The 26,100-nt window shown below is 30.7% G+C and carries 18 protein-coding genes; 12 read left to right on the top strand and 6 right to left on the bottom strand.

Annotation, left to right across the window (positions count from 1 at the left end):
* Positions 1–14 precede the first annotated feature (14 nt).
* A complete protein-coding gene (locus tag EI427_RS24895; RefSeq protein ID WP_126620178.1) occupies positions 15–1,010 on the top strand; it encodes a nucleoside hydrolase in 996 nt (331 codons plus the stop codon).
* On the opposite strand, the gene EI427_RS24890 is transcribed toward EI427_RS24895, so the two are convergent.
* On the bottom strand, positions 979–2,088 hold the full coding sequence (locus EI427_RS24890; RefSeq protein ID WP_126620176.1) for a DUF2652 domain-containing protein: 1,110 nt from the start codon (positions 2,086–2,088) through the stop codon (positions 979–981). The two genes, EI427_RS24895 and EI427_RS24890, sit on opposite strands and share 32 nt — an antisense overlap.
* A gap of 161 nt (positions 2,089–2,249) precedes the next feature.
* Here EI427_RS24890 and EI427_RS24885 point away from each other — a divergent pair, with 161 nt between their 5' ends.
* Positions 2,250–3,830 (top strand): 7TM diverse intracellular signaling domain-containing protein, encoded by a 1,581-nt coding sequence (locus EI427_RS24885; protein ID WP_126620174.1) that lies wholly within the window; start codon positions 2,250–2,252, stop codon positions 3,828–3,830.
* Between the two features lie 428 nt (positions 3,831–4,258).
* Here the strand turns inward: EI427_RS24885 and EI427_RS24880 are convergent, their stop codons facing one another.
* Positions 4,259–5,122 (bottom strand): LysR family transcriptional regulator, encoded by an 864-nt coding sequence (locus tag EI427_RS24880; RefSeq protein WP_126620172.1) that lies wholly within the window; start codon positions 5,120–5,122, stop codon positions 4,259–4,261.
* A gap of 113 nt (positions 5,123–5,235) precedes the next feature.
* Between EI427_RS24880 and EI427_RS24875 the strand changes: the two genes are divergently transcribed.
* The gene (locus tag EI427_RS24875; RefSeq protein WP_126620170.1) at positions 5,236–5,964 is read left to right on the top strand and encodes an SDR family oxidoreductase; all 729 of its coding nucleotides are present in this window, start codon (positions 5,236–5,238) and stop codon (positions 5,962–5,964) included.
* Between the two features lie 55 nt (positions 5,965–6,019).
* Here the strand turns inward: EI427_RS24875 and EI427_RS24870 are convergent, their stop codons facing one another.
* The gene (locus EI427_RS24870) at positions 6,020–6,718 is read right to left on the bottom strand and encodes an SIMPL domain-containing protein (protein WP_126620168.1); all 699 of its coding nucleotides are present in this window, start codon (positions 6,716–6,718) and stop codon (positions 6,020–6,022) included.
* 82 nt (positions 6,719–6,800) lie between these two features.
* A complete protein-coding gene (locus EI427_RS24865) occupies positions 6,801–7,445 on the bottom strand; it encodes an HAD family hydrolase (protein ID WP_126620166.1) in 645 nt (214 codons plus the stop codon).
* A 186-nt stretch (positions 7,446–7,631) separates the two neighbouring features.
* On the opposite strand from EI427_RS24865, the gene EI427_RS24860 reads away from it, so the two are divergent.
* The 4 genes from EI427_RS24860 (at position 7,632) to EI427_RS24845 (ending at position 10,729) form a co-directional block, all read left to right on the top strand.
* A complete protein-coding gene (locus EI427_RS24860) occupies positions 7,632–8,861 on the top strand; it encodes a threonine/serine exporter family protein (protein ID WP_126620164.1) in 1,230 nt (409 codons plus the stop codon).
* Positions 8,862–9,151: 290 nt separating this feature from the next.
* Positions 9,152–9,397 carry a hypothetical protein gene (locus EI427_RS24855; protein WP_126620162.1) on the top strand — a complete coding sequence of 82 codons (246 nt, stop codon included), beginning with the start codon at positions 9,152–9,154 and terminating at the stop codon, positions 9,395–9,397.
* A 311-nt stretch (positions 9,398–9,708) separates the two neighbouring features.
* Positions 9,709–10,131 (top strand): hypothetical protein, encoded by a 423-nt coding sequence (locus EI427_RS24850; protein ID WP_126620160.1) that lies wholly within the window; start codon positions 9,709–9,711, stop codon positions 10,129–10,131.
* 148 nt (positions 10,132–10,279) lie between these two features.
* Positions 10,280–10,729 carry a hypothetical protein gene (locus EI427_RS24845; RefSeq protein WP_126620158.1) on the top strand — a complete coding sequence of 150 codons (450 nt, stop codon included), beginning with the start codon at positions 10,280–10,282 and terminating at the stop codon, positions 10,727–10,729.
* 121 nt (positions 10,730–10,850) lie between these two features.
* Here EI427_RS24845 and EI427_RS24840 read toward each other — a convergent pair whose 3' ends face one another.
* On the bottom strand, positions 10,851–11,066 hold the full coding sequence (locus tag EI427_RS24840) for a hypothetical protein (RefSeq protein WP_126620156.1): 216 nt from the start codon (positions 11,064–11,066) through the stop codon (positions 10,851–10,853).
* A gap of 212 nt (positions 11,067–11,278) precedes the next feature.
* On the opposite strand from EI427_RS24840, the gene EI427_RS24835 reads away from it, so the two are divergent.
* Positions 11,279–11,710 (top strand): hypothetical protein, encoded by a 432-nt coding sequence (locus EI427_RS24835; protein ID WP_126620154.1) that lies wholly within the window; start codon positions 11,279–11,281, stop codon positions 11,708–11,710.
* A 326-nt stretch (positions 11,711–12,036) separates the two neighbouring features.
* Here the strand turns inward: EI427_RS24835 and EI427_RS24830 are convergent, their stop codons facing one another.
* Entirely contained in the window at positions 12,037–15,276 is a 3,240-nt protein-coding gene (locus tag EI427_RS24830) for a S41 family peptidase (protein ID WP_126620152.1), read from the bottom strand.
* Between the two features lie 211 nt (positions 15,277–15,487).
* Here EI427_RS24830 and EI427_RS24825 point away from each other — a divergent pair, with 211 nt between their 5' ends.
* The 4 genes from EI427_RS24825 (at position 15,488) to EI427_RS24810 (ending at position 25,940) form a co-directional block, all read left to right on the top strand.
* Positions 15,488–17,785, top strand: coding sequence for a GH92 family glycosyl hydrolase (locus EI427_RS24825; RefSeq protein WP_126620150.1), 2,298 nt, complete (start codon positions 15,488–15,490; stop codon positions 17,783–17,785).
* A gap of 148 nt (positions 17,786–17,933) precedes the next feature.
* Positions 17,934–22,541 (top strand): T9SS type B sorting domain-containing protein, encoded by a 4,608-nt coding sequence (locus tag EI427_RS24820; RefSeq protein ID WP_126620148.1) that lies wholly within the window; start codon positions 17,934–17,936, stop codon positions 22,539–22,541.
* Between the two features lie 13 nt (positions 22,542–22,554).
* Positions 22,555–23,466 (top strand): PorP/SprF family type IX secretion system membrane protein, encoded by a 912-nt coding sequence (locus EI427_RS24815; RefSeq protein ID WP_126620146.1) that lies wholly within the window; start codon positions 22,555–22,557, stop codon positions 23,464–23,466.
* 2 nt (positions 23,467–23,468) lie between these two features.
* Entirely contained in the window at positions 23,469–25,940 is a 2,472-nt protein-coding gene (locus EI427_RS24810) for an OmpA family protein (RefSeq protein WP_126620144.1), read from the top strand.
* Positions 25,941–26,100: the final 160 nt, after the last annotated feature.

Raw genomic sequence — 26,100 nt, 5'->3', positions numbered from 1 at the left:
TTGAAAATGATCCTATGAAAATCTTAAATCAATTCTTTATACTTTGCTGTCTAGTTCTTCTAAATATAAGTTGTGACCAAAATAGGACAACAAAAATTCCTGTTATTTTTGATTCGGATACAAATAACGAATTGGACGATCAGAATGCATTAGCCTATTTACTTTTTAATCAGCAAGTATTTGATATTAAAGGAATAACAACTTGTGCTACATATAATGGTGGTGATATTGACAGTCATTACAACGAAGCCGTTCGAGTGGTAAAATTATGTGATCAGGAAGGTAAGGTAAATGTGATTAAAGGTGCAAATAAGGATTTTAATCAAATAAAAAATAGCATAGATAAAGAAGTTTTTGATGGGTATGAGGCCGTTGATTTTATCATTTCAGAAGCAAAAAAAATACAAGGAGAGAAATTACAAATTTGTGCAGTAGGAAAGCTTACAAATATTGCATTAGCGTTGTTAAAAGCACCAGAAATTGAAAGTAAAATTAAAGTAATTTGGTTAGGTAGTAATTACCCAGATAAAGGGGAGTACAATCAAGAAAATGATATTCCATCAGTAAATTTTGTATTAAATACCCATGTTGAATTTGAAATGCTTCCGTGTCGTTACGGGGAATTAACTGGTACAGATGGGGTAAAGATATATAAGGCTACAATTCAAGAAAAAATTGCAGGTTTAGGTGTGCAATTAGACCATAAAATTAAAGGTAGAGATGGAGGTACATATTCAAACTTTGGTGATTATGCCGTTACTCTATTTAAGAATGCAGAATATTATTTAGACCCACCTTCGCATGCTCTTTTTGACATGGTTACTGTGGCTATTATGAAGAACCCAAATTGGGGGAAACAAACAGTACTTCCTGCTCCAATTATTAGCGGACAAGAATGGGTGGACAGGCCAAATAATTCTCGAAAAATTATTTTATGGGAAAACTACGATGCAGATAAGATGATAAAAGATTTTTTTACTACTTTAAAGCATCCTCATCTAAATGAGTAAACTTTTTATTGCTGATAAAATCCTTTAATAACAACATACTTTTAGTCACATTCTTTTTTAGAATATGTTTAAAAGCAACTCCAACAATAATTTTTTGAATAAAATTACTTAGTTCAAAATAGATCTCAACATCTAATTTACATGAGTGCTCGTTGATAGGGGTTATAATAAAAAATTGATTCATTTTATCTACTGGAGGAGGATCGGAAGTTTGCTCACCATATATCAATTGAGTGGGTTTTACATCTTTAGTAATTGATGTGAAATTAAAGTGTTTTCCATTAATTATACAAACATGTTCTGTACCTAAACGTGTTACCTCGTTCTCATTGTATTCAAATTTAACCGTTCCATCTACCCAATAATGTCTATAATGATAATTGGATATAAATTCTAAAAGGGTGTCAGCATCAACAGAAAATAACATCGAAATGGAAATTGCTGGCTTTCTATCCATCACTAGTTTTTTAGCAGAACTAAAAGGCTTTAATTTCAGTTTCGACTTTTCTATGATAGCATATAGATACGGTACTTCTTTTCCATCATAAGTGTTTACACCTTCTTCAAATTTGTAAAGGGAGTGATGGTGGTCAGTATCTAATTTAATCTGATTTGCAAGTTTTTGACTAATCAATACGTAATTATCACTTTGAACATCGTTTTTCATTAAACGGTGTGCCTCAATTACTTCCGCGCCAAAAGGCTTCCTTTTATTTTGCACAGTAATATATTGTAACTCTCCACAGTGGGCAACAATTTTTAGCTGAAGCTTTGGTGCAGAAGAACAAGCATTACAAGGACAGATTCTATTTTTTTCCAGTAATTTAAGGTGAGAATAAAAAGCAGAGAAAATAGCTTCCATTTGTAAAAGGAGTTGCTCCTGAGAAGAAACACCATTTTCTTTATAAAAGAAGAGTGCATCTCCTTCCACTTCAGCAAGCTGAAGATCTTCTGTAGTAGCATCAATAATTATTTCTAACAATTCTGCTATAACATGTTGACTGTGTTGAACTTCTGTAGTTTGAATAAATTCAGTGAATCCAGAAATATCAGGAAGAAAAAGTAATGAGTTTGACATCTAGATTTTTGAAGTGGATAATTATGTGAAATGATCTAACAAAGATATCTTTAAAAACGATGGACTACAATAGAAAACTATAATAACATCCTTTACATTGTAGTTTACTTTTTCTATGAATGATTGATTATATTGCCCTTTTACAGCACTAGACGGCATTTATGAAAAAAAATTTATTACTACTACTCTTTATTTTATTCTGTACAATAGATGGTATTTCAACCCCATTAAAAGCGACATCTATAAAAGTTAGCTATCTGATAGATGATACAAATAATTTGGAAATCAATGATTTGAAAACTAAAACGTTTATTTATAAATGGAGTAGTCAGGTGAACCTTGGTTATACAACAAATAGAGTTTGGGTTAAAGTTGAAATCAATAATACCGCAAATGAAACGGATGATTTTGAATTAAGAATACCTAAATTACTAACAGACGAAATTGTTTTTTACAAAGAAAAGGGAGTTACTTGGAATACTAGTGAGGTTGGGGTTTATCATAAAAATAAGCTTGGTAGCCCGTCTGGATATTACTTTCCAATTCATCTAAAAAAAGGAAATAATCTATTCTACTTTTCTAGTTTAAGTCCTTATGCACACATGTATAGTTTAGAACTAGTAGACAAAGAAAAGAAAGCAGAATACAATTTTTGGTTGACTATTAGGTATGGCATTTTTATAGGAATGTTTTTAATAATAGTACTTTATAATTTGTTTTTAGGAGTGAATTTTAAAGATAAAATCTACTTTTATTACAGTTTGCACGGTGTTTTTATTGTTTTTGCAATGATGTCTATAGAGGGGTTTTTAAACTTGAACTTCTTAGAATTATCTAGTACTGTAAAAACGGCACTCATTACTTTTAATATTAGTATGGTAAGTATTATTTCTAGTATCTTCTGTATTAAATTTCTTAATTTAAAAGTGAAGCACAAGTTGTTTTATAGAATTTTGATTGGTTTAATATCACTTGATTTAATGGCTTATTTAGGTACTATGCTCATGAATTTTAATGGGTATTTAATGACGTATAAGCTTCTTGCAACTATTACTACCGCTTATTGTATTATTGCTATAATTACGGGTGTAAATGCCTATAGAGAAGGAAATGAAACAGCAAAATTCTATCTAATTGGTTGGTCAGTTTATTTTTTAGGAATTATATCTAAAGCCTTAGTTTTATTTGGTTATATACCTTCAAGTCCATATATGAATCAGTTTTATTCAATGGCTATTTCAACGGAAGTTATATTAATGTCTTTTGCTTTAGCAGACAGGTATAAAAGTCTAGAAAAAGATAAAAAGAAATTAACTGCCAATTTAGAATCTCAGAAAGGAGACTTGGACAATGTTATTCTTGATAACAAGATGAAACAAGGCTATAATGAACAATTAGTTCATAAATTAACTGCCGCCTTAAGTTCTGGTGATATTAAAACAGATCTAAAGAGTGTTGTAAATGATTTAACTCGACAACGACAAATAGAAGAAAAGAAAGTTTATTTTCAAGATAATTTGGAGGTTGTAAACGATAGTTTTAGAAAAAAATTAAAAATAGATTTTCCGCAATTAACACCTTCTGAAATTGAGATTTGTGCCCTTATAAAACTCAACATGAAAAATAAGGAAATTGCTGAATTTAGAAATACTTCTGAAGGTGCTGTAAAAGTGGCAAGACATAGAATTAAAAAGAAGATGGAGATAGAAGGGAAGTTAGTAGATTATTTAATTATGATATAAAAAAAACAGCAACACTGTATGCTGCTGTTTTTATTTAATTCCTATTGTGTGTAAAAATGTTTCTTTTATCAAGTTGACTATTAAATGATAAAAGAGAAGTTAGATCTAGATAAAATATCGTTTATCGAAGAACAATACCTGTGAATATTCTCTTCTTACTATGTTAAATTAAAAGTTTATAGTAGAAATATTTCAAACAATTTTAAAACTTTTTGAGTAACAAATGAAACCTAACTGTCAATGTATTTTTTCTGTGTATGTTCGAATAAAGTAAGAAGTTTAAACAAACCAAAATTCTTGAAGTTACAAAAGGTTACAATCTAAGTTACATAGGTTACAAAAAGTTACATCTATTCTAATCTATTGATATTTAAGTGTTTGTATGTCTGTGATTATTCAAATTTATTTCAATAAACCTTAACTAAGGTCTAATTTTTCAGGTTTACTTCACGTTGAGTAAACTGTTTTTCACTAAATAATTCGATTAATTGATGAATAGCTGGGTTCTTTAAGCTCTCTTTTGCGTATGAAAAACCAACTTCTCTATAAAAGCGTGGTCCATTAAATTTTTTAATTTGAAATTCCTCCCATCCACTTGCAAATTCTTTTGGTAAAAATGTAACTCCTAAACCCGCTATTAATAAAGTCAGTACTTCATTTTTTGTACTGCAGTTTGCTACGGTATTCCATTTAGCACCAGAACTATTTAAAATAGATAGGCACTGTTGGTGTGCTTCACATGGGGGACAATGTATAAAAGCAACATCAATAAGATCATTATTATCTATACTATCTTTTGCCGCAAGTTTATGACTGTTGGGAACACATAATACATATTCTTCTCTAAATAGAGGTAGAAATATATGATCTGTATATTTCCATTCTCTTACTATAATATTAATATCACAATCTCTACCTATTGGCCTAACATCCCATTCAACATTCTTAATGTTTTTTGCTGCAGTTGAGAAAAAATCACTTTTAAATTTTTGAGAGATACTTTCAGCTACACTGATAATAATTTTATATTTTAAAATTTCTTCTTGAAATATTGAAGGGATGGAATTTAATTCACCTAAAATCCGTTTGGCAATTGGGTAGAGGTAGTGCGCTTCTTCGTTTAATTCCACACCTCTTTTATGTCGTAGAAATAATGTTTTACCAATTAATTCTTCGAGCTGTTTTATTCCGTTAGATATATTGGGTTGAGAAACATGACATTTCTCTGCGGCTCTCGATACATTTTTTGTTTCATATACAGCTACAAAAAAACGAAGTAATCTCTCATCCATAAATTTAAATTATAATAGGTATATAAAAATAGTATTTTGATGCTTTAAAATTATAAAATACTTTTGTTTCATCAATCAAAACAGGTATAAATAAAACTTATATTTCCATTATCATGAATTCATTAAAAGGATTAATTATCATTACTGGAGCAAGCTCTGGAATTGGTGCAGCAACAGCTCAATTGTTTTCTAAAAAAGGATATGCTTTATTGTTACTTGCTCGTAGAGTAGACAAAGTAGAAGCACTTCAACTAGAAAATGCACTTTGCAGAAAAGTAGATGTAACAGATTTTGGCGCATTTAAAGCGGCTGTTACAGAAGCAGAAGAAAAATTTGGAGAAGCAGAAGCAATTATTAATAATGCTGGAGTTATGCTTCTAGGAGATGTCGCCTCTCAAAATCCACAAGAGTGGAAAACAATGTTAGATGTAAATGTAATGGGTGTATTAAATGGTATGCAGACTGTTTTACCTCAAATGAGAGCAAGAAAAAGTGGTACAATCGTAAATGTATCATCAATTGCTGGAAGAAAAACATTCGGAAATCACGCAGCCTATTGTGCTACTAAATTTGGAGTACATGCCTTAACTGAAAATGCAAGGGAAGAAGCATCTGCAGATAATGTAAGAATGGTAACTATTGCACCTGGTGCTGTAGAAACAGAATTGTTATCGCACACTACTTCTGATGAAATTAAAGACGGTTACGAAGCTTGGAAACAAGATATGGGTGGTGTATTAAGAGCAGAAGATATTGCAAATGCAATTTGGTATGCATTTAATCAACCTCAAGGAGTGAACGTTAGAGAGATTGTTATTGCAGCTACTAAACAACAACAATAGTAGTTAGTAGTGCGTATAAAAACAGCCCGTAATTTTAAATTACGGGCTGTTTTTTTTATTCTAATATATACTTAACACGAACAGAACTACTAAAGGTGATTTTTTTAATACTTAAATCTAGTGGTTGTTCTTGTTTGTTGTAAGATTCAGCACCACCCCAACTATCACTAGCATACATTCTGACTTGTCTATTATTATTGCTTGTATTGTCAATAATATGAATTGCTTTTCCAGCTTCTTGACCAATTGCTTCAGCAAGTGTTTTTGCTGTAGCTCTAGAGGTTCTAATTGCTTTAATTCTCAATATATTTTCTAGCTCTTCCGCTTTAGAATATTCAAGTTTACCTAATCTGATATGAGAGATATTTTCTTTCTCTAAGGCTTTCATTACTTTACTTGCCATTAGTCCAGTATGTACTACTAAATCATATTGCTTCGCTTTATAGACTTTTTGACCTTTTAAGAATGATTTGTTGAAATCACTAGAAAAATCAATAATTAATAAGTCTTTTTTAGTATCAATACCCAAACTTTTTAAAGCCTTGTTCATCTTGTTTTCTAATACTTCAGTAGATACTTTATTTTTAGTATCAATCTCGTCTAAAGTAATAATTAGGTGAATGTTATCTGGCGATACAAGAGAATCTATACTGGCAGAAGTCTCAATATAAGGTTGATCGATAAAATTCTTTGCTTGAGCATTCACGAATTGAACACTCATAATTAATAAAAGTGAGGTTAATATGTTTTTCATGATAAATAAGTTGTTAGATTAGTACTACTACCCAATACGGTTAATTCTCTAAATAAGTTTTAATTCTAAGTGATATATTGCTTTAGGTAAGTTCAAAAAGCGTAATCAATTGTGCCATGTTAGTAATGGATGGAATAGACAGATCGTTAAAATGATCGGCATCTTTGTGGTAACCAATTACATCTAATTTCCCATTTTGAGCAGCTGTTATGCCAGAACGAGAATCTTCTATAACAACACAATCTTTATTATTAAACCCCATTTCTTTTACTGCATGAAGAAAAAGATCTGGTGCAGGTTTCCATTTTTTAATCTCAAAAGCACTGTACATTTTACCTTCAAAATAAGGAAGTAATTGAGTAGCTTTTAAATTATGAAGCATTTTGGTCATTGGTCCATTAGAAGCAACACAAAAAGGAATTTTATGTTCAACTAATTTATCCAATACTATTTTTATTCCTGGTATTGCTTTTAAGTTTTTAGTGAAAGCTTCAAACGTTCGTTGTCTAAAAATTTGTTCAAAATCTTCTGGTAATACAATTTTTGGGACTGTATTTATGTAGTCTATAATCTCAAAGAAAGCTTTTCCTTTAAATAATCTAAGTGCTTCCTCTGCACTTACCTTCCAACCATACTCTAAAAATAAATCAGAAAAAACCTCCATTGTCAAAGTTTCACTATCAACAAGAATACCGTCACAATCGAAGACAATACATTTGTATTTCATATTTTCTATTTCTTTAGCGTTGTTTATTATTTAAGAGGTAAATATAAATTAAAGAGTACAGAAAATCATTTTTTTTGAAAGAAGTACCATATCTATAATTTTATTTTTTAGGATGATGAGAAATACTTGGTATGGATTACTGAATACTTTAAGTTTGCACTCCAATTTGAAAAACATACAGCCATAATGAAGAACTTTGAAGAGAAATATAAATTGATAGTAAAAATCGGAAATGCTTTGCACCGTTTTGGATGCTCTTCTCTTCGAGTAGAAACATATATACAAGATATAGCAGATCATATTGGTGTAGATGTTTCTTGCCAAGTAACCACAAATACGCTTAATTATCAGATTGAAGATCCCAAAAGTCAAGAGCGTCAGGTAGTGTTGCAATATATTCCGCTTGGAGCAAATGATTTGGGTAAACTGGCAGAACTTCATAATCAGCTACAAGAGTCTTTTAAAAATGAATATTCTTTTGCAGAAATCACAGCAAATATTGATAAAGTTATAGCGAAAAAGAAATTGTACTCTGAAGGGATGTTGGCTTTGGCATATACAATTATACCTCCATCATTTTTAGCATTAATTGGTGGTAGTTGGATTACTTTTATGTTTTGCTTTGTAATGGGTTTTGTAGGCTATGCAGTGACTAAAATTAATAGTAGGTATAAAACCTCTAAATATACTGTAGAGTTTTATACTGCATTTACATGTAGTTTATTAGGTTGTTTTTTTAAGTACTTCTATCCAGATTTAGATGTATTAGAACTTAGTTTAGCAGCGGTAATTTTATATGTACCAGGGTTAACAATATCAATTGCTTTAGAAGAAATTGCTTTTAACCAGTTTAATTCGGGTTCTGGCTTTTTATTTAATGCAATAATGATTTTTCTGAAATTATTTATTGGTGTTTACCTAGGAATGTCTTTAGGGCAGTATTTCTTTGCTTTAGAACAAGACGTTTTTGTAAACGAGATGCCAAAATGGATTGTATGGGTAGCATTACCTGTGATATCATTTGGCTTAGGTGTTGTTTTTAATACAAGAAAATCTGATTTATTCTTAGGGATGCTTCTTGCTTTTATTGCCTATTGGGGCCCAATGATTTTTGCCGAAAATATAGGTTGGATATTTGGTACTTTTGTAAGCGCCTTTTTGATCACATTTGGGAGTATAGTAATAAGCAGAAGAAAAGATGTCCCTCCATCTGTTTATCTTCTTCAAGGAATTGTAATTTTAGTACCCGGAAGTAGGTTGTTTATGGGGCTCTCTAACCAAATAAATAATAATCCTATTCTAGATAACCCTAGTATTGGTACATCCGGGCTCCTCATGTTTTGTGCAATTGTAGTTGGAATGCTTGTAGCCTACAGTAGTTATTATCCAAATATGGACAACAGAAATAATATTTAGATTATTTTTTATCACACTAAATTATTATTTGCCTAAAAAAATACGCAACCGGTTGTTTAAATTTTCACTTTAGTGATGGTGGTCACTTTTTTACTTTTATTTTTTAGTGAAATTTACTTAACGTAATGACAATCAATAGGTAGTGTAATATAGATTCTCTGTTAATTTATGGCTTGTTTTTTATTCTACTCAAGGTAATGTTGAAGAATAAAAATTACATATTTAAGATAATAGAGAGATATAAGTTACTACTTAAAATATAGTTTCCGTTTAACATAACTCAAATAACAATGGACCACCAATTAAAACTAGACAAAATTCTTATGGGAATTTGTCTTAACGAAGGAGAGAGTATTGAAGAAATATCTCAAAATTTAGGTATTTCATCTAACAAAGATGAAGTACAAGAAATTGTAGAAAGCTTGTCTAAAGATGGTTTTGTAAAAAGTGTATCAACATCTTACAAGTGTACAAAAACAGATCTGACAACAAAAGGATATGAAAAAGCTTCTAACTTATTTGAAGTAGCGTATTAAAAAATAAACCCTTTCTTATAGTTGTTTTACCCATAACCAAGCTATTCTAAATTGAAAAAACATACTAATAGCATATACTATAGATTCAAATAATTCAAGAGAGAATGAATTAAAATAACTGAATGATTTTAGAGTAGCTTGGTTTTTTTATGCTTTTACCTGATTTGAACTTCTTTCTAACAATCTAAACGAAATATAACATTGGTTAATGACAGCAAACAATAACAATGTAGATGGTGATATCCACGTATCTTAGATATCAGTAATGATAACCACATTGATTTAAGAATTTACCTATAAACTTCAGAACAATGAAGAAACTATTCATAATATTAATAGCAAGCATAGCTTCAATTTCGGCTTCATTTGCCGATGTTGATCCTTATTTAATTTCTAGAGCAGAATTAGAATCTATAAAAGGCTTAGAACTTGATAGATCTCATGCATCAGAAATGTTAGAAAAATATTTAAATGTTACTACAGAAGGTAACATGCAATACATATATAATCCGCAGAATGGAAATATTGTAATGTACTTTAAAGAAGGTATGAAAAAAGTAAAAGTAGAAGATTTTGCTGTTACAAACCAACTTACAAATGTGTACTTTACAGTAAACGATGACATTAAACTTCACATAGTGATGTATAATAATAGTGGGAAAATTCTTGATGTTAGAACAAGAAAATATGACCATGAATGGGGAGATTATTATGAAGTTTTGACAGAAAAATAATAACATAGATATCTTTTAATAAGAAAATGGATACATTTAATTTGTATCCATTTTTTTTATGTAAATATTTACATGCTCTTACCAATACGTCAAAAAGTAAGGGGGTTTTAAATGACTTCTCTGAGTTATAAATTGTAATTGAAAACATATGATCATTAGAAAAAAAGAATGTATACAAGCTAGTATCGTATTTGTAATTTCTGTTTATCTCACACTAACGAATGCATCTATTTTAAATATTGAAGTAATTTCTAGTATTCAATTAACATTAGGTACATTAATTAATTGGGCAGGGATAGTGGGTTTACCTTTAACGATTTATTATGGTAATAACGCTATAAATAATCCAAAATCACATATAGAGTTTCAGTTTAAATCAACAAATAAATTTTTAATTGGATATGCTTCTATGTGGGGAGTTGTGAGTTATTTACTTACAGGTAATTGGTCTTTTGCTCTTCAAAAAATGATCTCATCATTCAATTTATCTTTTGATACTAGCATTGGTTTATTTTGGATCAATACATTATCAGTATTTCTATTACCAATTATATTTTTTATAGTATATCAGTTGAGTGTTTTAAGAAAAGGTAAATAAAAAACCCCCATAATACTCTTTTAGTCAAAGAATAACATATTATGAGGGTAATACACAGTGTTAATAGGATAAATGAATATTTATCTTCTTAGTTTCAAATTATTAAGGGAGTTAGTATATCTTAATCATCCAAATGAGTGCTACCATCAACAATGTTTTTAGTGTTTTGGATGGTAGAAACAATTAATTTATCTGAATCAATAATTTCTGGTACATAACTATTCAGATCTTCTTTTAAGATAGTTAGTGGTGCACATCTATCTTTTTTCAATGTATCTGTCGAAACTAAAAGTAATAGAAGAGACAGTAGATTGAAGTTGAAAATTAGTTTTGTCATTGTAAAAAATAGTTACTTGTATGTTAGTTATTAGTTCAAAAGTACAAGTAATTACCACTAGTAGCAATACCCATAAATAGGTATTTTATATTTAGGATATTCTCAATAATAAGCAATAACATACAAGGGTACTTTTCATGAAATTTTACTTCTTCTCAATTCTTTAGTAGTTTACCAAAATAGTTTCTGCTAACCATTCTACTTTTAAACCTATGTATCAATTTTTACTTATTACATTTTTATCTTTTAATTCTATTTTCATTAAAATTGAGCAAGATGTAAATCCCAAACACCTTACAGAAAAGTCTGTTCAAAAAATGATAGGAGAGACCTTTAAAGGGGCACGGGCTATTAAGGTTTTAGAAATGTATATGGGAATTAATTATAAAGATGAGTCGGAGTATTTTTATAACCCCACAAATGGTTCTATCATTATTCATTTACAAGAAGAAATTCAATCACTTCAAATTATAGAGCATCAAGTAGATAGAGAATTGGCTCATTTTCAATTTTTAATAGATGATAATATAAAAATAGAAGCTAGTTATTATTTAAAGACTGGTTTAGCCTCTCAAATTGTGGCTCATGAGGTAGATCAAAATACAGGTACTTTTGTAGAAATGGAAACGAAAACACAACATTAAATTGTATTATTTTAAGTTTTCGTTTTAAAATTGATTTGAAATTTTTGGTATTATATTGAGCATTGAACTTTCTTCTTTAAATTCACATTAGAGATTTACCCATTGTAACAAATTAACTCTTATGAAGACTGCCAAAAAACGAGTCTTGTATTTTATTATCGGACTTTTTACACTCGTCTGTTTAGACGGCTTGATTAATTTTATTAAGAAAGATGAAATTAAAGTAAGAAACGTAGAGAAAATAAGTTTCTCAAAAATTAGATAAAACAAAAACACCCCAATCAATTATATAAATTGATTGGGGTGTTTTTCACTTTGACTATTTCTTATTTAAGAAGTTCAGAAACAGCTTTTTCAAGTTGCTGATCTTTACCTTCAGCAGCTACTTTCTTGTCTAAATCAACTTTAACATCTGGTTCAATTTGTTGATTTTCAAGATAATTACCATTCATATCTTGCACACCTACTTGAGGAATACCAAATACTAAAGATTTATCTTGAAGACGTTCCCACCATACAGCAGTCATTGTTCCAGGAATCGGCATACCAATTAATTTACCAATTCCCAACGTTTTGTAGGCATAAGGGAATCCGTAAGCATCAGAGTAATTACCTTCAGAAACCAATACCGCAGATGGCTTTGTCCATTTATTAATTGGTTCAGTACCGAACTTTTGTCCTCTTGGAGCAAATTGAGCATACACTTTTCCACTTAAGAAAGTAGCAAGATCATCGTGTAACCAGCCTCCACCATTAAAACGAGTGTCTACAATAAGTGCTTTTTTCTGGTAATTTTTACCTAAAGCTTCAGAGTAAACGGTTCTAAAACTGCTACTGTTCATGCCTCTTACATGCACATAACCAATTTCTCCGTTAGATACTTTTTCCGTTTCTACTTCTCTTTGTTTTACCCATCTTTTGTACAATAAATTACTTTGAGCACCCATAGAAATAGGCTGTACAATTATTGTCTCTCTGTTACCATTACTTGGGTCTAACAAAACAACATGCATATTCTGACCAACTTTATGATTTAAAAATTGATAGTAATCCTTTCCGTTTTCAATTGTAATACCATCAATTTTTTCGATAATCATTCCTGCTTTAATTTCTTTTTCTAAAGAAAGGAGTGGACTACCTTCAATAATTTCTTCAATTTTTAAACCATTGCCTGTATATGTATTGTCAAAGAAAGCAGCAAAAGTTGCCGTTTGATCTCCGTTTACAGCACTAGGGTAGAATCTACAGCCTGTGTGCGATCCGTTCAATTCACCCAATAATTCACTTAACATTTCAGAGAAATCGTAGTTATTATTGATATGAGGAAGGAATTTAGCATAATCTTCTTTGTAGTAATTCCAATCTACTTGATGTATTTCTGGATCGTAGAATTTCTTTTCAACTTGTCTCCAAACATGGTCAAATAAGTAGGCTCTTTCTGCAGCTTTATCTAAATAGTAATTAGCAGCATAAGAAATATTTGATTTAGCATCTGAAGAAAGCTCAATTTTTGAGAAACTATTACCATTTTCGAAGTAGATGTTTTTGTGGTCCTTATCAAATTGAAGGTTACCATTGCCACCACTAAGTTTATGTAATAATTTTGTTTCATTCTTACGAATATCTTTTACCCAAAGATCAAAACCACCTTCAAAACTACTTAAATAATAAAGTTTACCTCCATCTTTAGTTAAGAGCATATCAGATAAGAAAGACGAATTAATTGTAATACGAAGAATACGATCTTGGATATTATCGAACTCAATTTCTAAAGTAGCTTCTTTATCTTCTGAAGTATCTTTTTTCTTCTTCTTCTTTTTAGAAGTTACTTCCTCTTCTGCTTCTTTATCTTTTTTCTCTTTGTCTTCCTTAATTTTTGTCTCGTATTCGTATTTCTCTTTAGACCATTGGAATTCATCAAAAGCATCTTTTGTTAAGAAGATACCAAAAACATCATCTTCAGCACCCCAACTACCGTGACTTCTGTAACCATATTTGTCGTTTTGGAAGATGATAGCTTTACCATCCATTGCAAATTTAGGAAGTACACTATTGTAACCACTTTGCGTAAGATTAATAATCTTCTGATCACCTTTTGCAGCAACTAAACCAATATCTGTACTAGCCCATGAATTAGGTGAATATTGAACAACAAACCATTTTCCATCAGGTGACCAATCATAATGCTGATCTCCATCAGAATAAGAATAATTATATTTACCTTCTAAAATTGTTCTGCTAGTTTTAGATTTTAAGTTGATCACTTTTAATGTAGTTCTTTCTTCCAAGTAGGCTATCTCATCTCCTTTAGGAGAAAACATAGGTTGGAATTCTTCTACTTCTTGCTTTGCAGTAATAGTGCTTTCTTCAATAGAAGTAGCATTTATAAAATACGGTTCATTCTCGTCTTTAATTTCAGACATATAAATGTTCCAGCTGTTATTTCTTTCACCTGCATAAACAAGTTTTCTACCATCAGGAGAGAACTGAACACTACGTTCCTGTTCTGGAGTTTTAGTAATCTGAACGGTAGTTGAATAATCTATTGAAGTAACAAATACATTACCTCTTAAGATAAATGCAAGTTCTTTTCCATTTGGTGAAACAGAAATTGAATGTCCTCCTTTGTGTGCTTTTTTAAAAGTGATATTATTAACTTTAGCATCACTTTTAATACTGATAACAACCTTTTTAGGTGCTTCTCCTTCTATAACTGTATAAATTTCACCATCAAAACCAAAGCACATTGTTGCACTGTTTGCTACAGTAAGAAAACGTACTGGGTCTTTTATATATGTTGTGATTTGCTTTTTGTTCTTTCCATCTATATCGGCAATCCAAACATTTGCAGAACCAGCTTCTTCGCTTACATAAGCAATTTTTGATTCGTTATCATAAAAATTTGGATAAAGATCTTCGCCATCATAAGTGGTTAATTTAGTATGTTCTTTATTTGCAACATCATACATCCAAATGTCTCTTGTTACAGAAGAACGGTGGTGCTTTCTCCAATTATCTTCATAACCTTTATAGTCTTGATAAAGAATTTTGGTTTGCTCTTTATTGTATTTAGCATTAATTGTAGGCGTTGTAATTAACTGAGTAGGTCTGTTACCTTCAAGACCAACAGTATATAATTCTGGAAAACGACCATATGGGAATTGTACACTTTTAATGTCGTCTAAAATAACGGCAGAAAATAAGACATTCTTACCATCTGGCGTAAAAGAGAAAGGCGTTTCTTTAGCAGAATTGTATGTTAAACGTTTTGGAATACCACCATTCACATCTACTGTGAAGATATCAAAATTACCATGTCTGTCAGATGCGAAAGCGATTGTTTTACTATCAGGGCTCCATACAGGATGATAATCATGGGCTACATGTTGCGTAAGCATTCTTGCTTCTCCACCTGAACTTTTTACTACATATACGTCACCTTGATAAGCAAATGCAATATGTTCTCCATCAGGCGAAATTGCAGGGTACCTCATCCAAAGTGGATTGGCAAAAGAACACCAACTTATAAGGACTAAGAGTGATGATAATAGAAATGATTTTTTCATGTTTAATAATGTGTAATACGGTTACTCCTTTATCGTAAAAGAGTTTTGTTATTTATGAGAGTAATTTAAGCTACGATATTACACCGATCCTCAGTATTTTACAAGTTAATAGTACTTAAAAACGACTATCGGTCATTAAATCTTATAAAAACTTAATTAGATAAATAGTCAATCTTAAAAATGTATTTTTGAGTTTATTAAACTCCATTACATGAAAAATTTTTTACTTACTAGTTTCAATTATCTACTTATTCTATTTATATGTACATCCAATATTGTACAAGCACAGAATAAAGACTATACTTCTTTTGTAAACCCGTTTATCGGAACACAAAATATGGGACATACTTACCCTGGTGCAACAACACCTTTTGGTATGGTACAACTTAGTCCAGAAACCAATCAGGAAGCAATGTTGATAGACGGGAAATACAATCCTGCTACCTATGCTTATTGTGCAGGTTACCAATATGCAGACAGCACTATTTTTGGTTTTAGCCATACACATATGAGTGGTACAGGACATTCAGATTTAGGCGATTTCTTACTGATGCCTACAACAGGGGCGCTTCGTTTAAATCCAGGAACTGCCGACCAACCTCAAAGTGGTTATCATTCCCAATTTTCACATCAAACAGAAGAAGCTTCACCTGGGTATTATGCTGTTACTTTAGACGATTACAACATTAAAGCAGAACTAACCACATCTGATAGAGTGGGCTATCATCGTTATACATTCCCAAAATCAGATGATGCACATATTATTTTAGACCTTATTTCTAATATCTATAATTACGAAGGAAAAACAGTTTGGACTTTTGTACGTGTAGAAAACGACTCGACTGTTACAGGTTATAGACAGACCAATGGTTGGGGGAAAACAAGGAAAGTATTTTTTGCAATGAAATTCTCTAAGCCTTTCAAAAGCTACGGACATAAGCGCTACGAAGAGGTTAAATACAATGGTTTTTACAGAAAATTTGATCAAGAACATAATTTTCCAGAAATGGCGGGAGAGAAAATTAGAGCCTATTTTAATTTTGATACAGAAGAACAAGAAAGTATTGATATTAAATTTGCGTTGTCTTCTGTAAGTACGGCTGGTGCTCTACTTAATTTAGCAACAGAAATACCACATTGGAATTTTGATAAAACGAAAGAGGAAGCACGCAAAAAATGGAATACAGAATTGTCAAAAGTTGAGGTTGAAACGCTAACAGAAGATCAGAAAGTAACATTTTATACAGCATTCTACCATACAATGTTAAGTCCTGTTTTGTACGAAGATGTAGATGGACAATATAGAGGTCTAGATCAGAATATTTATACATCAGAAGGGTTTACTAATTATACATTATTCTCACTTTGGGATACCTATAGAGCCTTACATCCTTTGTTTAATGTATTACATCCAACAAGAAACAATGATATGGTGAAATCTATGTTGGCCCATCAAGAACAAAGTGTACATAATATGTTGCCAATTTGGAGTCATTATGCAAATGAAAACTGGTGTATGATTGGGTATCATGCGGTAAGTGTAATTGCAGATGCTATGGTAAAAGAGACTACAGATGTTTCACCTCAAAGGGCATTAGATGCAGCTGTAAGCACGGCAACGGTTACTTATTTTGATGGGATAGGAGATTATATTGCCAATGGATATGTTTCAGCAGATAATAACTCAGCTTCCGTATCAAAAACATTAGAATATGCCTATGATGATTTTTGTATTAGTGAAATTGCAAAATATGCAGGTAGAGAAGGGGTCTCTTCTCAGTTCCATTATAGATCAGAGAATTTTAAAAATGTATTTGATTCAGTTAGTAATTATATGCGTCCTAAAATGCAAGATGGTACTTGGAGAACAGCATTTGACCCATTAGATACTCATGGGCAGGGTTTTATTGAAGGAAATGCATGGAATTATGGCCTATATGTACCTCACAATGTTGATGAAATGATTACTATGATGGGTGGTAAAGATCATTTCTCATCTCACTTAGATAAGATTTTTACTACTCCAATTGAAGAACGATTTATAGAAAAAAACGAAGATATTACTAGAGATGGAATAATTGGAAATTATGTTCATGGTAACGAACCAGGGCACCACATTCCTTATTTATATAATTGGACCAACCAACCTGAAAAAACACAACAGAGAGTCCGTATGATTATGGATACTATGTACACCAACGAGCGTGATGGTCTTTGCGGAAACGATGATGCAGGGCAAATGAGTGCTTGGTATGTATTTTCTGCCATAGGATTTTATCCCGTATTGCCCGGTTCTGCTGAATATGCGCTTGGTAGTCCGTTAGTGAAAGAAGCAACCTTACATTTTGAGAACGGCAATACATTACATATTGTAGCTAAGAATCAATCATCAAAAAATGTTTATGTAAAAAAGATACTTTTAAACGGAGTTGAAATTACTGGACCAACAATAAATCATTTTGAATTAATGAAAGGTGGTGAATTGGTTTTTGAGATGAGTAGAAAATAGTTATATAACATTGCTCACTTTTTAACGATAGATTGTGGGCAATGTTAAATTAACAGGAAAATTTTGTTTTTTAAAGGGTTGATTATAAGAAAGTTATTTTTATTTAGTAATATTATTAATAACCTTAAAAGCGAATTAACCTATACTCATGTATTCAAAAAGCAATTCAACATTACTTAACGCACTGCTTGTTTTATTAATTACACAAAACTTATTTGCTAGTACTACTCAGTCTGATAGTGACAAACCTACATCAGAAGACATCACAATTATTGTTAGAGAAAATGAAAACTTCACAGATAAAGTAGTCGATTTTTTTCCTCTTTTAAATTCACCACATGGCCCTCTAATTAGTGTTAAGATACATCAATTGCCTTCTAAAGGAGCTTTAACAGCTAATTTTTATGATTTTGGTTTAAATAAAAGGGTGTATTCAGCTATAAGAAGTAACGAAAATGTACAAAGAGAAGATTCTATACGGTATAATAGTGGAAATTATGATGGAACATCTTCTTTAATAAATTATGATAATTTTACTTTTTCCGTTATCGATGGCAGAGAAGTAGAAACAGAAAGTGTATATAATGTTCAAATTAACCTTTTAAGAGCTAACGGATTAATTGTTGAAGATTTTACTAAAAGTGGTGTAAAAAACACTTCAATAACATTCAACACAATTGACTTCTCTTCTAAATACACTAATTTTAATGCTACTGAAACAATCAATAAAGTAATAATAAAAACCCTACCTCCAAATGGGACATTACAATTTCAAGGTGTAGATGTAAACTTAGGTGATGAAATAACTTTTTCGAATATTACAGACTTTACATTTGTACCTAATCGTTTTTGGTTTGGAACATCAACCTTTGAGTATAATGTATTAGATCAATCTGGAGATTCTGCCACTAATAATGCAACAATTACTATAATTATAGCCGATCAAAGACATACTCCTGTTGCTTTAGATGATAATGGAACAACTACATCTAACACTCCAATAGTGATTGATGCTAAGATAAATGATTTTGACGATGACAATGATCCATTAGCATTACTTACAATAGATAACGTTTTGAATGGAACAGCAACAATAGAAAATCAGCAAGTACGTTTTGTACCAACTTCTGGCTTTATAGGCAATGCAACAATTACATATACATTAACCGATAATACAGATGGAACAGATCAGGCAATAATAAATGTAATTGTTTCTAATGATGTTCCTATAGTAAATGATATACATTATAATGGTGTAATAGGCGATACAATTTGGTTAGCAAAAACAGATTTCATCAATAATTTTATTGATGCACAACCACTTGATAAAATTCAAATAGCAACATTACCTACAGTTGGAGTATTAATGAAAGGAAATACAATTGTGAATGTAAATGATGAGGTTCAAGTTTCAGATATAGATTCACTTTATCTTGTTGCCAAAAAAGAATTTGGTATTTTTTCCACATTTTTTGAATGGAATGGTTGGGATGGGTTATCGTATGCATTAAACACTGCGAATGTTATAATTACAATTACTAATGATATACCAATTGTAAGTGATATATATTATTCTGGTGTAATAGGCGATACAATTTGGTTAGCAAAAACAGATTTCATCAATAATTTTATTGATGCACAACCACTTGATAAAATTCAAATAGCAACATTACCAACAGTTGGAGTATTAATGAAAGGAAATACAATTGTAAATGTAAATGATGAGGTTCAAGTTTCAGATATAGATTCACTTTATCTTGTTGCCAAAAAAGAATTTGGTATTTTTTCCACATTTTTTGAATGGAATGGTTGGGATGGGTTATCGTATGCATTAAACACTGCGAATGTTATAATTACAATTACTAATGATATACCAATTGTAAGTGATATATATTATTCTGGTGTAATAGGCGATACAATTTGGTTAGCAAAAACAGATTTCATCAATAATTTTATTGATGCACAACCACTTGATAAAATTCAAATAGCAACATTACCAACAGTTGGAGTATTAATGAAAGGAAATACAATTGTAAATGTAAATGATGAGGTTCAAGTTTCAGGTATAGATTCACTTTATCTTGTTGCCAAAAAAGAATTTGGTATTTTTTCCACATTTTTTGAATGGAATGGTTGGGATGGGTTATCGTATGCATTAAACGCTGCGAATGTTATAATTACAATTACTAATGATATACCAATTGTAAGTGATATATATTATTCTGGTGTAATAGGCGATACAATTTGGTTAGCAAAAACAGATTTCATCAATAATTTTATTGATGCACAACCACTTGATAAAATTCAAATAGCAACATTACCTACAGTTGGAGTATTAATGAAAGGAAATACAATTGTAAATGTAAATGATGAGGTTCAAGTTTCAGATATAGATTCACTTTATCTTGTTGCCAAAAAAGAATTTGGTATTTTTTCCACATTTTTTGAATGGAATGGTTGGGATGGGTTATCGTATGCTTTAAACACTGCGAATGTTATAATTACAATTACTAATGATATACCAATTGTAAGTGATATACATTATTCTGGTGTAATAGGTGATACAATTTGGTTAGCAAAAACAGATTTTATCAAAAATTTTAATGATGCACAGCCACTTGATAAAATTCAAATAGCAACATTACCTACAGTTGGAGTATTAATGAAAGGAAATACAATTGTAAATGTAAATGATGAGGTTCAAGTTTCAGATATAGATTCACTTTATCTTGTTGCCAAAAAAGAATTTGGTATTTTTTCCACATTTTTTGAATGGAATGGTTGGGATGGGTTATCGTATGCATTAAACGCTGCGAATGTTATAATTACAATTACTAATGATATACCAATTGTAAGTGATATATATTATTCTGGTGTAATAGGCGATACAATTTGGTTAGCAAAAACAGATTTCATCAATAATTTTAACGATGCACAACCACTTGATAAAATTCAAATAGCAACATTACCTACAGTTGGAGTATTAATGAAAGGAAATACAATTGTGAATGTAAATGATGAGGTTCAAGTTTCAGATATAGATTCACTTTATCTTGTTGCCAAAAAAGAATTTGGTATTTTTTCCACATTTTTTGAATGGAATGGTTGGGATGGGTTATCGTATGCATTAAACACTGCGAATGTTATAATTACAATTACTAATGATATACCAATTGTAAGTGATATATATTATTCTGGTGTAATAGGCGATACAATTTGGTTAGCAAAAACAGATTTCATCAAAAATTTTAACGATGCACAACCACTTGATAAAATTCAAATAGCAACATTACCAACAGTTGGAGTATTAATGAAAGGAAATACAATTGTGAATGTAAATGATGAGGTTCAAGTTTCAGATATAGATTCACTTTATCTTGTTGCCAAAAAAGAATTTGGTATTTTTTCCACATTTTTTGAATGGAATGGTTGGGATGGGTTATCGTATGCATTAAACACTGCGAATGTTATAATTACAATTACTAATGATATACCAATTGTAGGTGATATATATTATTCTGGTAGGGTTGGAGATACAATTTGGTTAGATAAAAGTGATTTTGTACATGAGTTTATTGATAGTGACACTCTACAAAAAATACAAATTAAATCTATACCCTTAATTGGTAATTTATATAAAGGTGAAGATAAGCTTGCTGTTAATGATGAAATTAATGTAAATGAGATTAATGCTATTTATTTTATCTCAAATACACATTTAAATAAAGTAGGTACTTCTTTTGAATGGAATGGTTGGGACGGTCTTAATTATGCAATTGATAATGGTAGAGTTCATATCACAATAGGTTTACCTTTTCCACCAGTAGTAAATGATTTTGTGAAATATGGCAGTATCAATACGGATATATTGTTTAATTTACTGGATTTTGATGATAATTTTAAAGATTTTTCTGGGTTTAGGTTAGATAGTATTCAACTTACTACTTTGCCTAAGTTTGGTACATTTTATTTTGAAGGGGTAGCACTTAAGGTGAATCAGACCATTGCAAGAAACGAAATTCTAAATTTGGTGTATACGCCTAATGATAATTATTTTGGTTTTGATAATGTAAATTATACAGCAAATAATGGTTTTAATTGGGCAGTAAATTCAGCTGTAATAAAAATTATTATTGATGGTATTTCAGCTTCTCCTCCTGACATAGAGGATATCTATAAAGAAGGTCCACAGAATACAGATATACCAATAACACTTACAGATTTCTTAGAAGTATATTCTGATACAGTAATTAAGGAAATCTATATTTCTACTTTACCTGAAAATGGAAATTTATACCATAATGATATTCTAGTTGAAGAAAACGACTTATTTTCAGAGTCGTCATTTTCTGAATTTATATACGAACCTAATCTTAATTATGCGGGTAAAGATTCCATTAGTTGGAATGCCTCTAATGGACAAGTTTATGCAGTCGAAGAGGCAAAAGTGCATATTAATATAAAACCTGAGTTAGTGATCTATTCATCTTTCTCTCCAAACGGAGATAGTTACAATGATTATTGGCATATTAAAGACATAGAATTTTACCCAAATAATACTGTTACTATCTATAATAGATGGGGGAATGTTGTTTATAATGATGAGAAATATGACAATACTACTGTAAAGTGGGAAGGTATAAACCACGATAATGGTGTAGTGGGTAAATACTTAACTGCAGGAACATATTTTTATAAAATTGATCTAAGAGACGGCAGTTCAATTAGATCTGGATTTGTGGTTATTGCCAAATAACTTAATACTTATAATGAAAAAACTACTATACTCATTTCTATTTATACTAGGAGTAGCTCAAGGTGTTTTTGCACAACAAGCTACCATGTATTCCCAATATATGTTTAATGCAATGCTTTTAAACCCAGCATATATTGGAGCACAAGGAGGGGTGAACTCTACTTTTATTTATAGACAGCATTGGTCTGGTGTAGGAGGCTCACCAAGCACATCAACAGTAGCAATAGATTCGCCTATAGGATCAAAAAAAATAGCCGTAGGTGGCTTGTTTTCTCAAGATAAAATTGGGGTGTCTACCATTCAAAATTTTGATGTAATGTTGGCTTATAGAATAGCTGCATTTAATGGTACTTTGTCATTTGGTTTACAAGGTGGCTTTAATAATGTATCAGTAAACTTTGCACAACTTACTTCTTATGTTCCAGACCCTTCAATACCTTCGCAATCAGAATCTAAGTTGACACCTGAAGTAGGTGCAGGTATTTTTTATAATGCTGAAAAAATTTATGCTGGAATTTCAGCCCCGAAATTGGTTGAAAACGACTTAGGAGATCCAAATTCTACCCTTGTTGTAGAAGATAAAAGACATTACTATATTATTGGTGGTTATATCTTCCATCTATCACCTAATGTTGTTTTAAAACCCAATACATTAATAAAATTAACCGAGGGCTCACCAGTACAAGCAGATGTTAATTTGAATGCTTTTTTGTATGAAATTTTATGGTTGGGTGTTTCTTACAGAACACAAGAATCAGTTGCATTTCTTACTGAAATTCAGTTTGGTAAAATGTTTAGAGTTGGCTATTCTTATGATTTAGTTACAAATTCAGCACGAGGCGTAACGAATGGATCACATGAGTTTATGTTGAATTTTTTATTTAAAAGTAAAAAAGCTAAGATTCATACACCAAGATATTATTAACTATGAAAAGCGTATTATTTTCTATCTTCTTTCTCTCTACATTATTTGTAGTAAATGCTCAGACTATTGAAAATGTTGACATAAAAAATGCTGACGAAAGAATTGCACAAAAAGTGGATAACTTAGACTATTCTTCAGCGCTAAAAAAGTATCAGAAAGCATATAGAAAAGCAAAAAAAAGTGATGATAAGGTTTTTTATGCCGTTCGTCAGGCAGAGTGCTATGATAAGATAAATAAGCCTAAAAAAGCAATTAAATTATACAATGAAATAGACAGCTTGGGAGGATCTTTAAAAGGAAATGATGCAGAAGTCTTTGGTGATGCTTTCTTTAAAATAGGGAAATATAAAGAAGCAGAAGAACTATATGATAGAGCAGCTAAAGGAGTTAAAAAAGAAGATAAAAAGAGAATTTACGGAAAAAGGAAAAATATTGCAGAAATAGAAAAACTATTAAGCAGTGAAGAAGCTTATGAGGTGAAGTTTGCACCATTCAATTCTAAACAAGACGATTTTAGTCCGATAGAATACAATAATGGGATTATATTTGTATCGAATAGAAATGATGATCAGACAGGTAGAAAAAAGTATGTTGGGGATGGAGGTAACTTCTTAGATTTATATTTTGTTGGCGAAAACGATGAAATATCAAACTTATCTAAAAGTATTAACACCAAATTTCATGAAGGGAGTGCTAGTATTTCTAATGATGGAACTTTAATGGTTTTTACAAGAAGTACAAAAAGAGAACAATCTGATACAAATGCTAGCAGATTACAACTCTATTTTTCTAAAAAAGAAGGGAATGAATGGGGCAAACCTTATCCATTTCTTTGGAATATGGAAGCTTACTCTACAGGGCACCCTTATTTCTCTCCAGATAATAAAAAACTGTATTACATTTCTGACAGACCTGGTGGTATAGGAGGTAGTGATATTTATTATTCAGAAAAAATTGGGAACGATTGGTCTAGACCAATACCACTAGGCCCAGAAATTAATACAGTAAGAGATGAGCTTTTCCCTACATTAGATAGCCATAATAAACTCTTCTTTTCTTCAAATGGATGGGGTGGACTAGGTGGACTAGATGTGTTTGTACAAGATTTAGCTAATATTCAGCCATCACCCATTAACCTTAGAATACCAATAAATTCGAGTTTTGATGATTTTGGTGTTTTAATAACAAAAAGCGGTAAACAATATATATCCTCTAATAGAGATGTAGAACAAAGTAAATCTCAAAGAGACAATATTCTAGAAATTGTTAGAAAAGACTTTAAAGGGATAGTAATTGATAAATTTTCTAGAGTACCTATAGGAGAAGCAGATATTACTATTGACGGGAAAGTAGTGACTAAATCTGATTCTACAGGTATTTTTTCTGTGAGTTTTAAAGACTGGAATAATAAACAAAATATCCTAGGTTCTAAATATTCTTATCAAGCAGATTCTGTTTTAGGCGATAGTGTAGATCAGATATTATTAAATACTGAGTTAGTTGTTCTAGAATTAGTACAACCATTAATAGAAGGCGTAGTGTATGATTCTACCTCAAAAAAAGCACTTATAGCAAGAGTAATAGTCAACGAAAAATCAACAGGAAAAGAAACAATTTTTTATACAGATTCTGTTGGACATTATCAATTTAAAGGCTTACCCAATGAACATTATGATTTAAGAGCTGAACGTCCAAAGTATTTTACCAATAGAAGAGCTTTGAATACTACTACAAAACTTTTTATTAAGAAAGACATTGCTTTAGAACCAATCACAGGACAAAAAATACGTATCTATTACGATTTTGATAAATCTGATATCAGAGATGACGCATCGTATTTATTAGATACGTTGGTAAATATGATGACTTTTAACCCAACAATTAAGATTGAACTATCATCACACACAGATAAGAGGGGTAAGAATTGGTACAACCAACAACTTTCAGAAAAGAGAGCAAAAGAAGCTTTTAATTATGCGGTAAAAAATGGTATTGCAGCTAATAGAATGGTATACAAAGGGTATGGGGAGTCTCAACCTCAAATAAAATGTGAACCTTGTTCAGAAGAAGAACATCAATTAAATAGAAGAACAGAGTTTTATGTAACAGGTTATACTAATGAAGATAATTATTTCGGAGATGATTATAAAGCATTATTTGAAGGTGAATCTGCAAATTTATTAATTGGTTTTGATGGGGAACTAATGAGAAGTGCTAATAAAGTGATTTCAGGGTTAGTACAAGAAATTAATGATGAAATTAATGGTCTGAAAGTTCTTATTGAAGATGATGCAGGCAATACTTTAGGTACTACTACTACTTCAGAAGAAGGGATATTTAATATTCATGTAGCCTCTAAATATAAGTATGTACTCAAAATTTTAAGAAACAATAAAGTAGTAACCACCAAATATGTCGATCTATATGAATTTAAAAATAAAAATAGTATTGATATAAAAGTCTTTTTAGATTAAGGAGTAGTTATTAAATTTCTAACCCTATATTCTAGTCTGTTGTGTCTATTTTTAAACGCTTAGACCTTCTAGTTAATAATAATTTTAAATAAAAGTTATTAACAAAACATCCTCGTTATATCTTAATAAAAGTAAATAACTAACTTTATTTATATTAATC

It is taken from the genome of Flammeovirga pectinis (assembly GCF_003970675.1).
Taxonomy (GTDB): domain Bacteria; phylum Bacteroidota; class Bacteroidia; order Cytophagales; family Flammeovirgaceae; genus Flammeovirga; species Flammeovirga pectinis.
This window is presented reverse-complemented; position numbering and strand designations above follow the sequence as displayed.

Coding starts and splice junctions, on each gene's coding strand:
- EI427_RS24895 (WP_126620178.1), top strand. CDS start 15: ATGAAAATCTTAAATCAATTCTTTATACTTTGCTGTCTAGTTCTTCTA.
- EI427_RS24890 (WP_126620176.1), bottom strand. CDS start 2,088: ATGTCAAACTCATTACTTTTTCTTCCTGATATTTCTGGATTCACTGAA.
- EI427_RS24885 (WP_126620174.1), top strand. CDS start 2,250: ATGAAAAAAAATTTATTACTACTACTCTTTATTTTATTCTGTACAATA.
- EI427_RS24880 (WP_126620172.1), bottom strand. CDS start 5,122: ATGGATGAGAGATTACTTCGTTTTTTTGTAGCTGTATATGAAACAAAA.
- EI427_RS24875 (WP_126620170.1), top strand. CDS start 5,236: ATGAATTCATTAAAAGGATTAATTATCATTACTGGAGCAAGCTCTGGA.
- EI427_RS24870 (WP_126620168.1), bottom strand. CDS start 6,718: ATGAAAAACATATTAACCTCACTTTTATTAATTATGAGTGTTCAATTC.
- EI427_RS24865 (WP_126620166.1), bottom strand. CDS start 7,445: ATGAAATACAAATGTATTGTCTTCGATTGTGACGGTATTCTTGTTGAT.
- EI427_RS24860 (WP_126620164.1), top strand. CDS start 7,632: ATGAAGAACTTTGAAGAGAAATATAAATTGATAGTAAAAATCGGAAAT.
- EI427_RS24855 (WP_126620162.1), top strand. CDS start 9,152: ATGGACCACCAATTAAAACTAGACAAAATTCTTATGGGAATTTGTCTT.
- EI427_RS24850 (WP_126620160.1), top strand. CDS start 9,709: ATGAAGAAACTATTCATAATATTAATAGCAAGCATAGCTTCAATTTCG.
- EI427_RS24845 (WP_126620158.1), top strand. CDS start 10,280: ATGATCATTAGAAAAAAAGAATGTATACAAGCTAGTATCGTATTTGTA.
- EI427_RS24840 (WP_126620156.1), bottom strand. CDS start 11,066: ATGACAAAACTAATTTTCAACTTCAATCTACTGTCTCTTCTATTACTT.
- EI427_RS24835 (WP_126620154.1), top strand. CDS start 11,279: ATGTATCAATTTTTACTTATTACATTTTTATCTTTTAATTCTATTTTC.
- EI427_RS24830 (WP_126620152.1), bottom strand. CDS start 15,276: ATGAAAAAATCATTTCTATTATCATCACTCTTAGTCCTTATAAGTTGG.
- EI427_RS24825 (WP_126620150.1), top strand. CDS start 15,488: ATGAAAAATTTTTTACTTACTAGTTTCAATTATCTACTTATTCTATTT.
- EI427_RS24820 (WP_126620148.1), top strand. CDS start 17,934: ATGTATTCAAAAAGCAATTCAACATTACTTAACGCACTGCTTGTTTTA.
- EI427_RS24815 (WP_126620146.1), top strand. CDS start 22,555: ATGAAAAAACTACTATACTCATTTCTATTTATACTAGGAGTAGCTCAA.
- EI427_RS24810 (WP_126620144.1), top strand. CDS start 23,469: ATGAAAAGCGTATTATTTTCTATCTTCTTTCTCTCTACATTATTTGTA.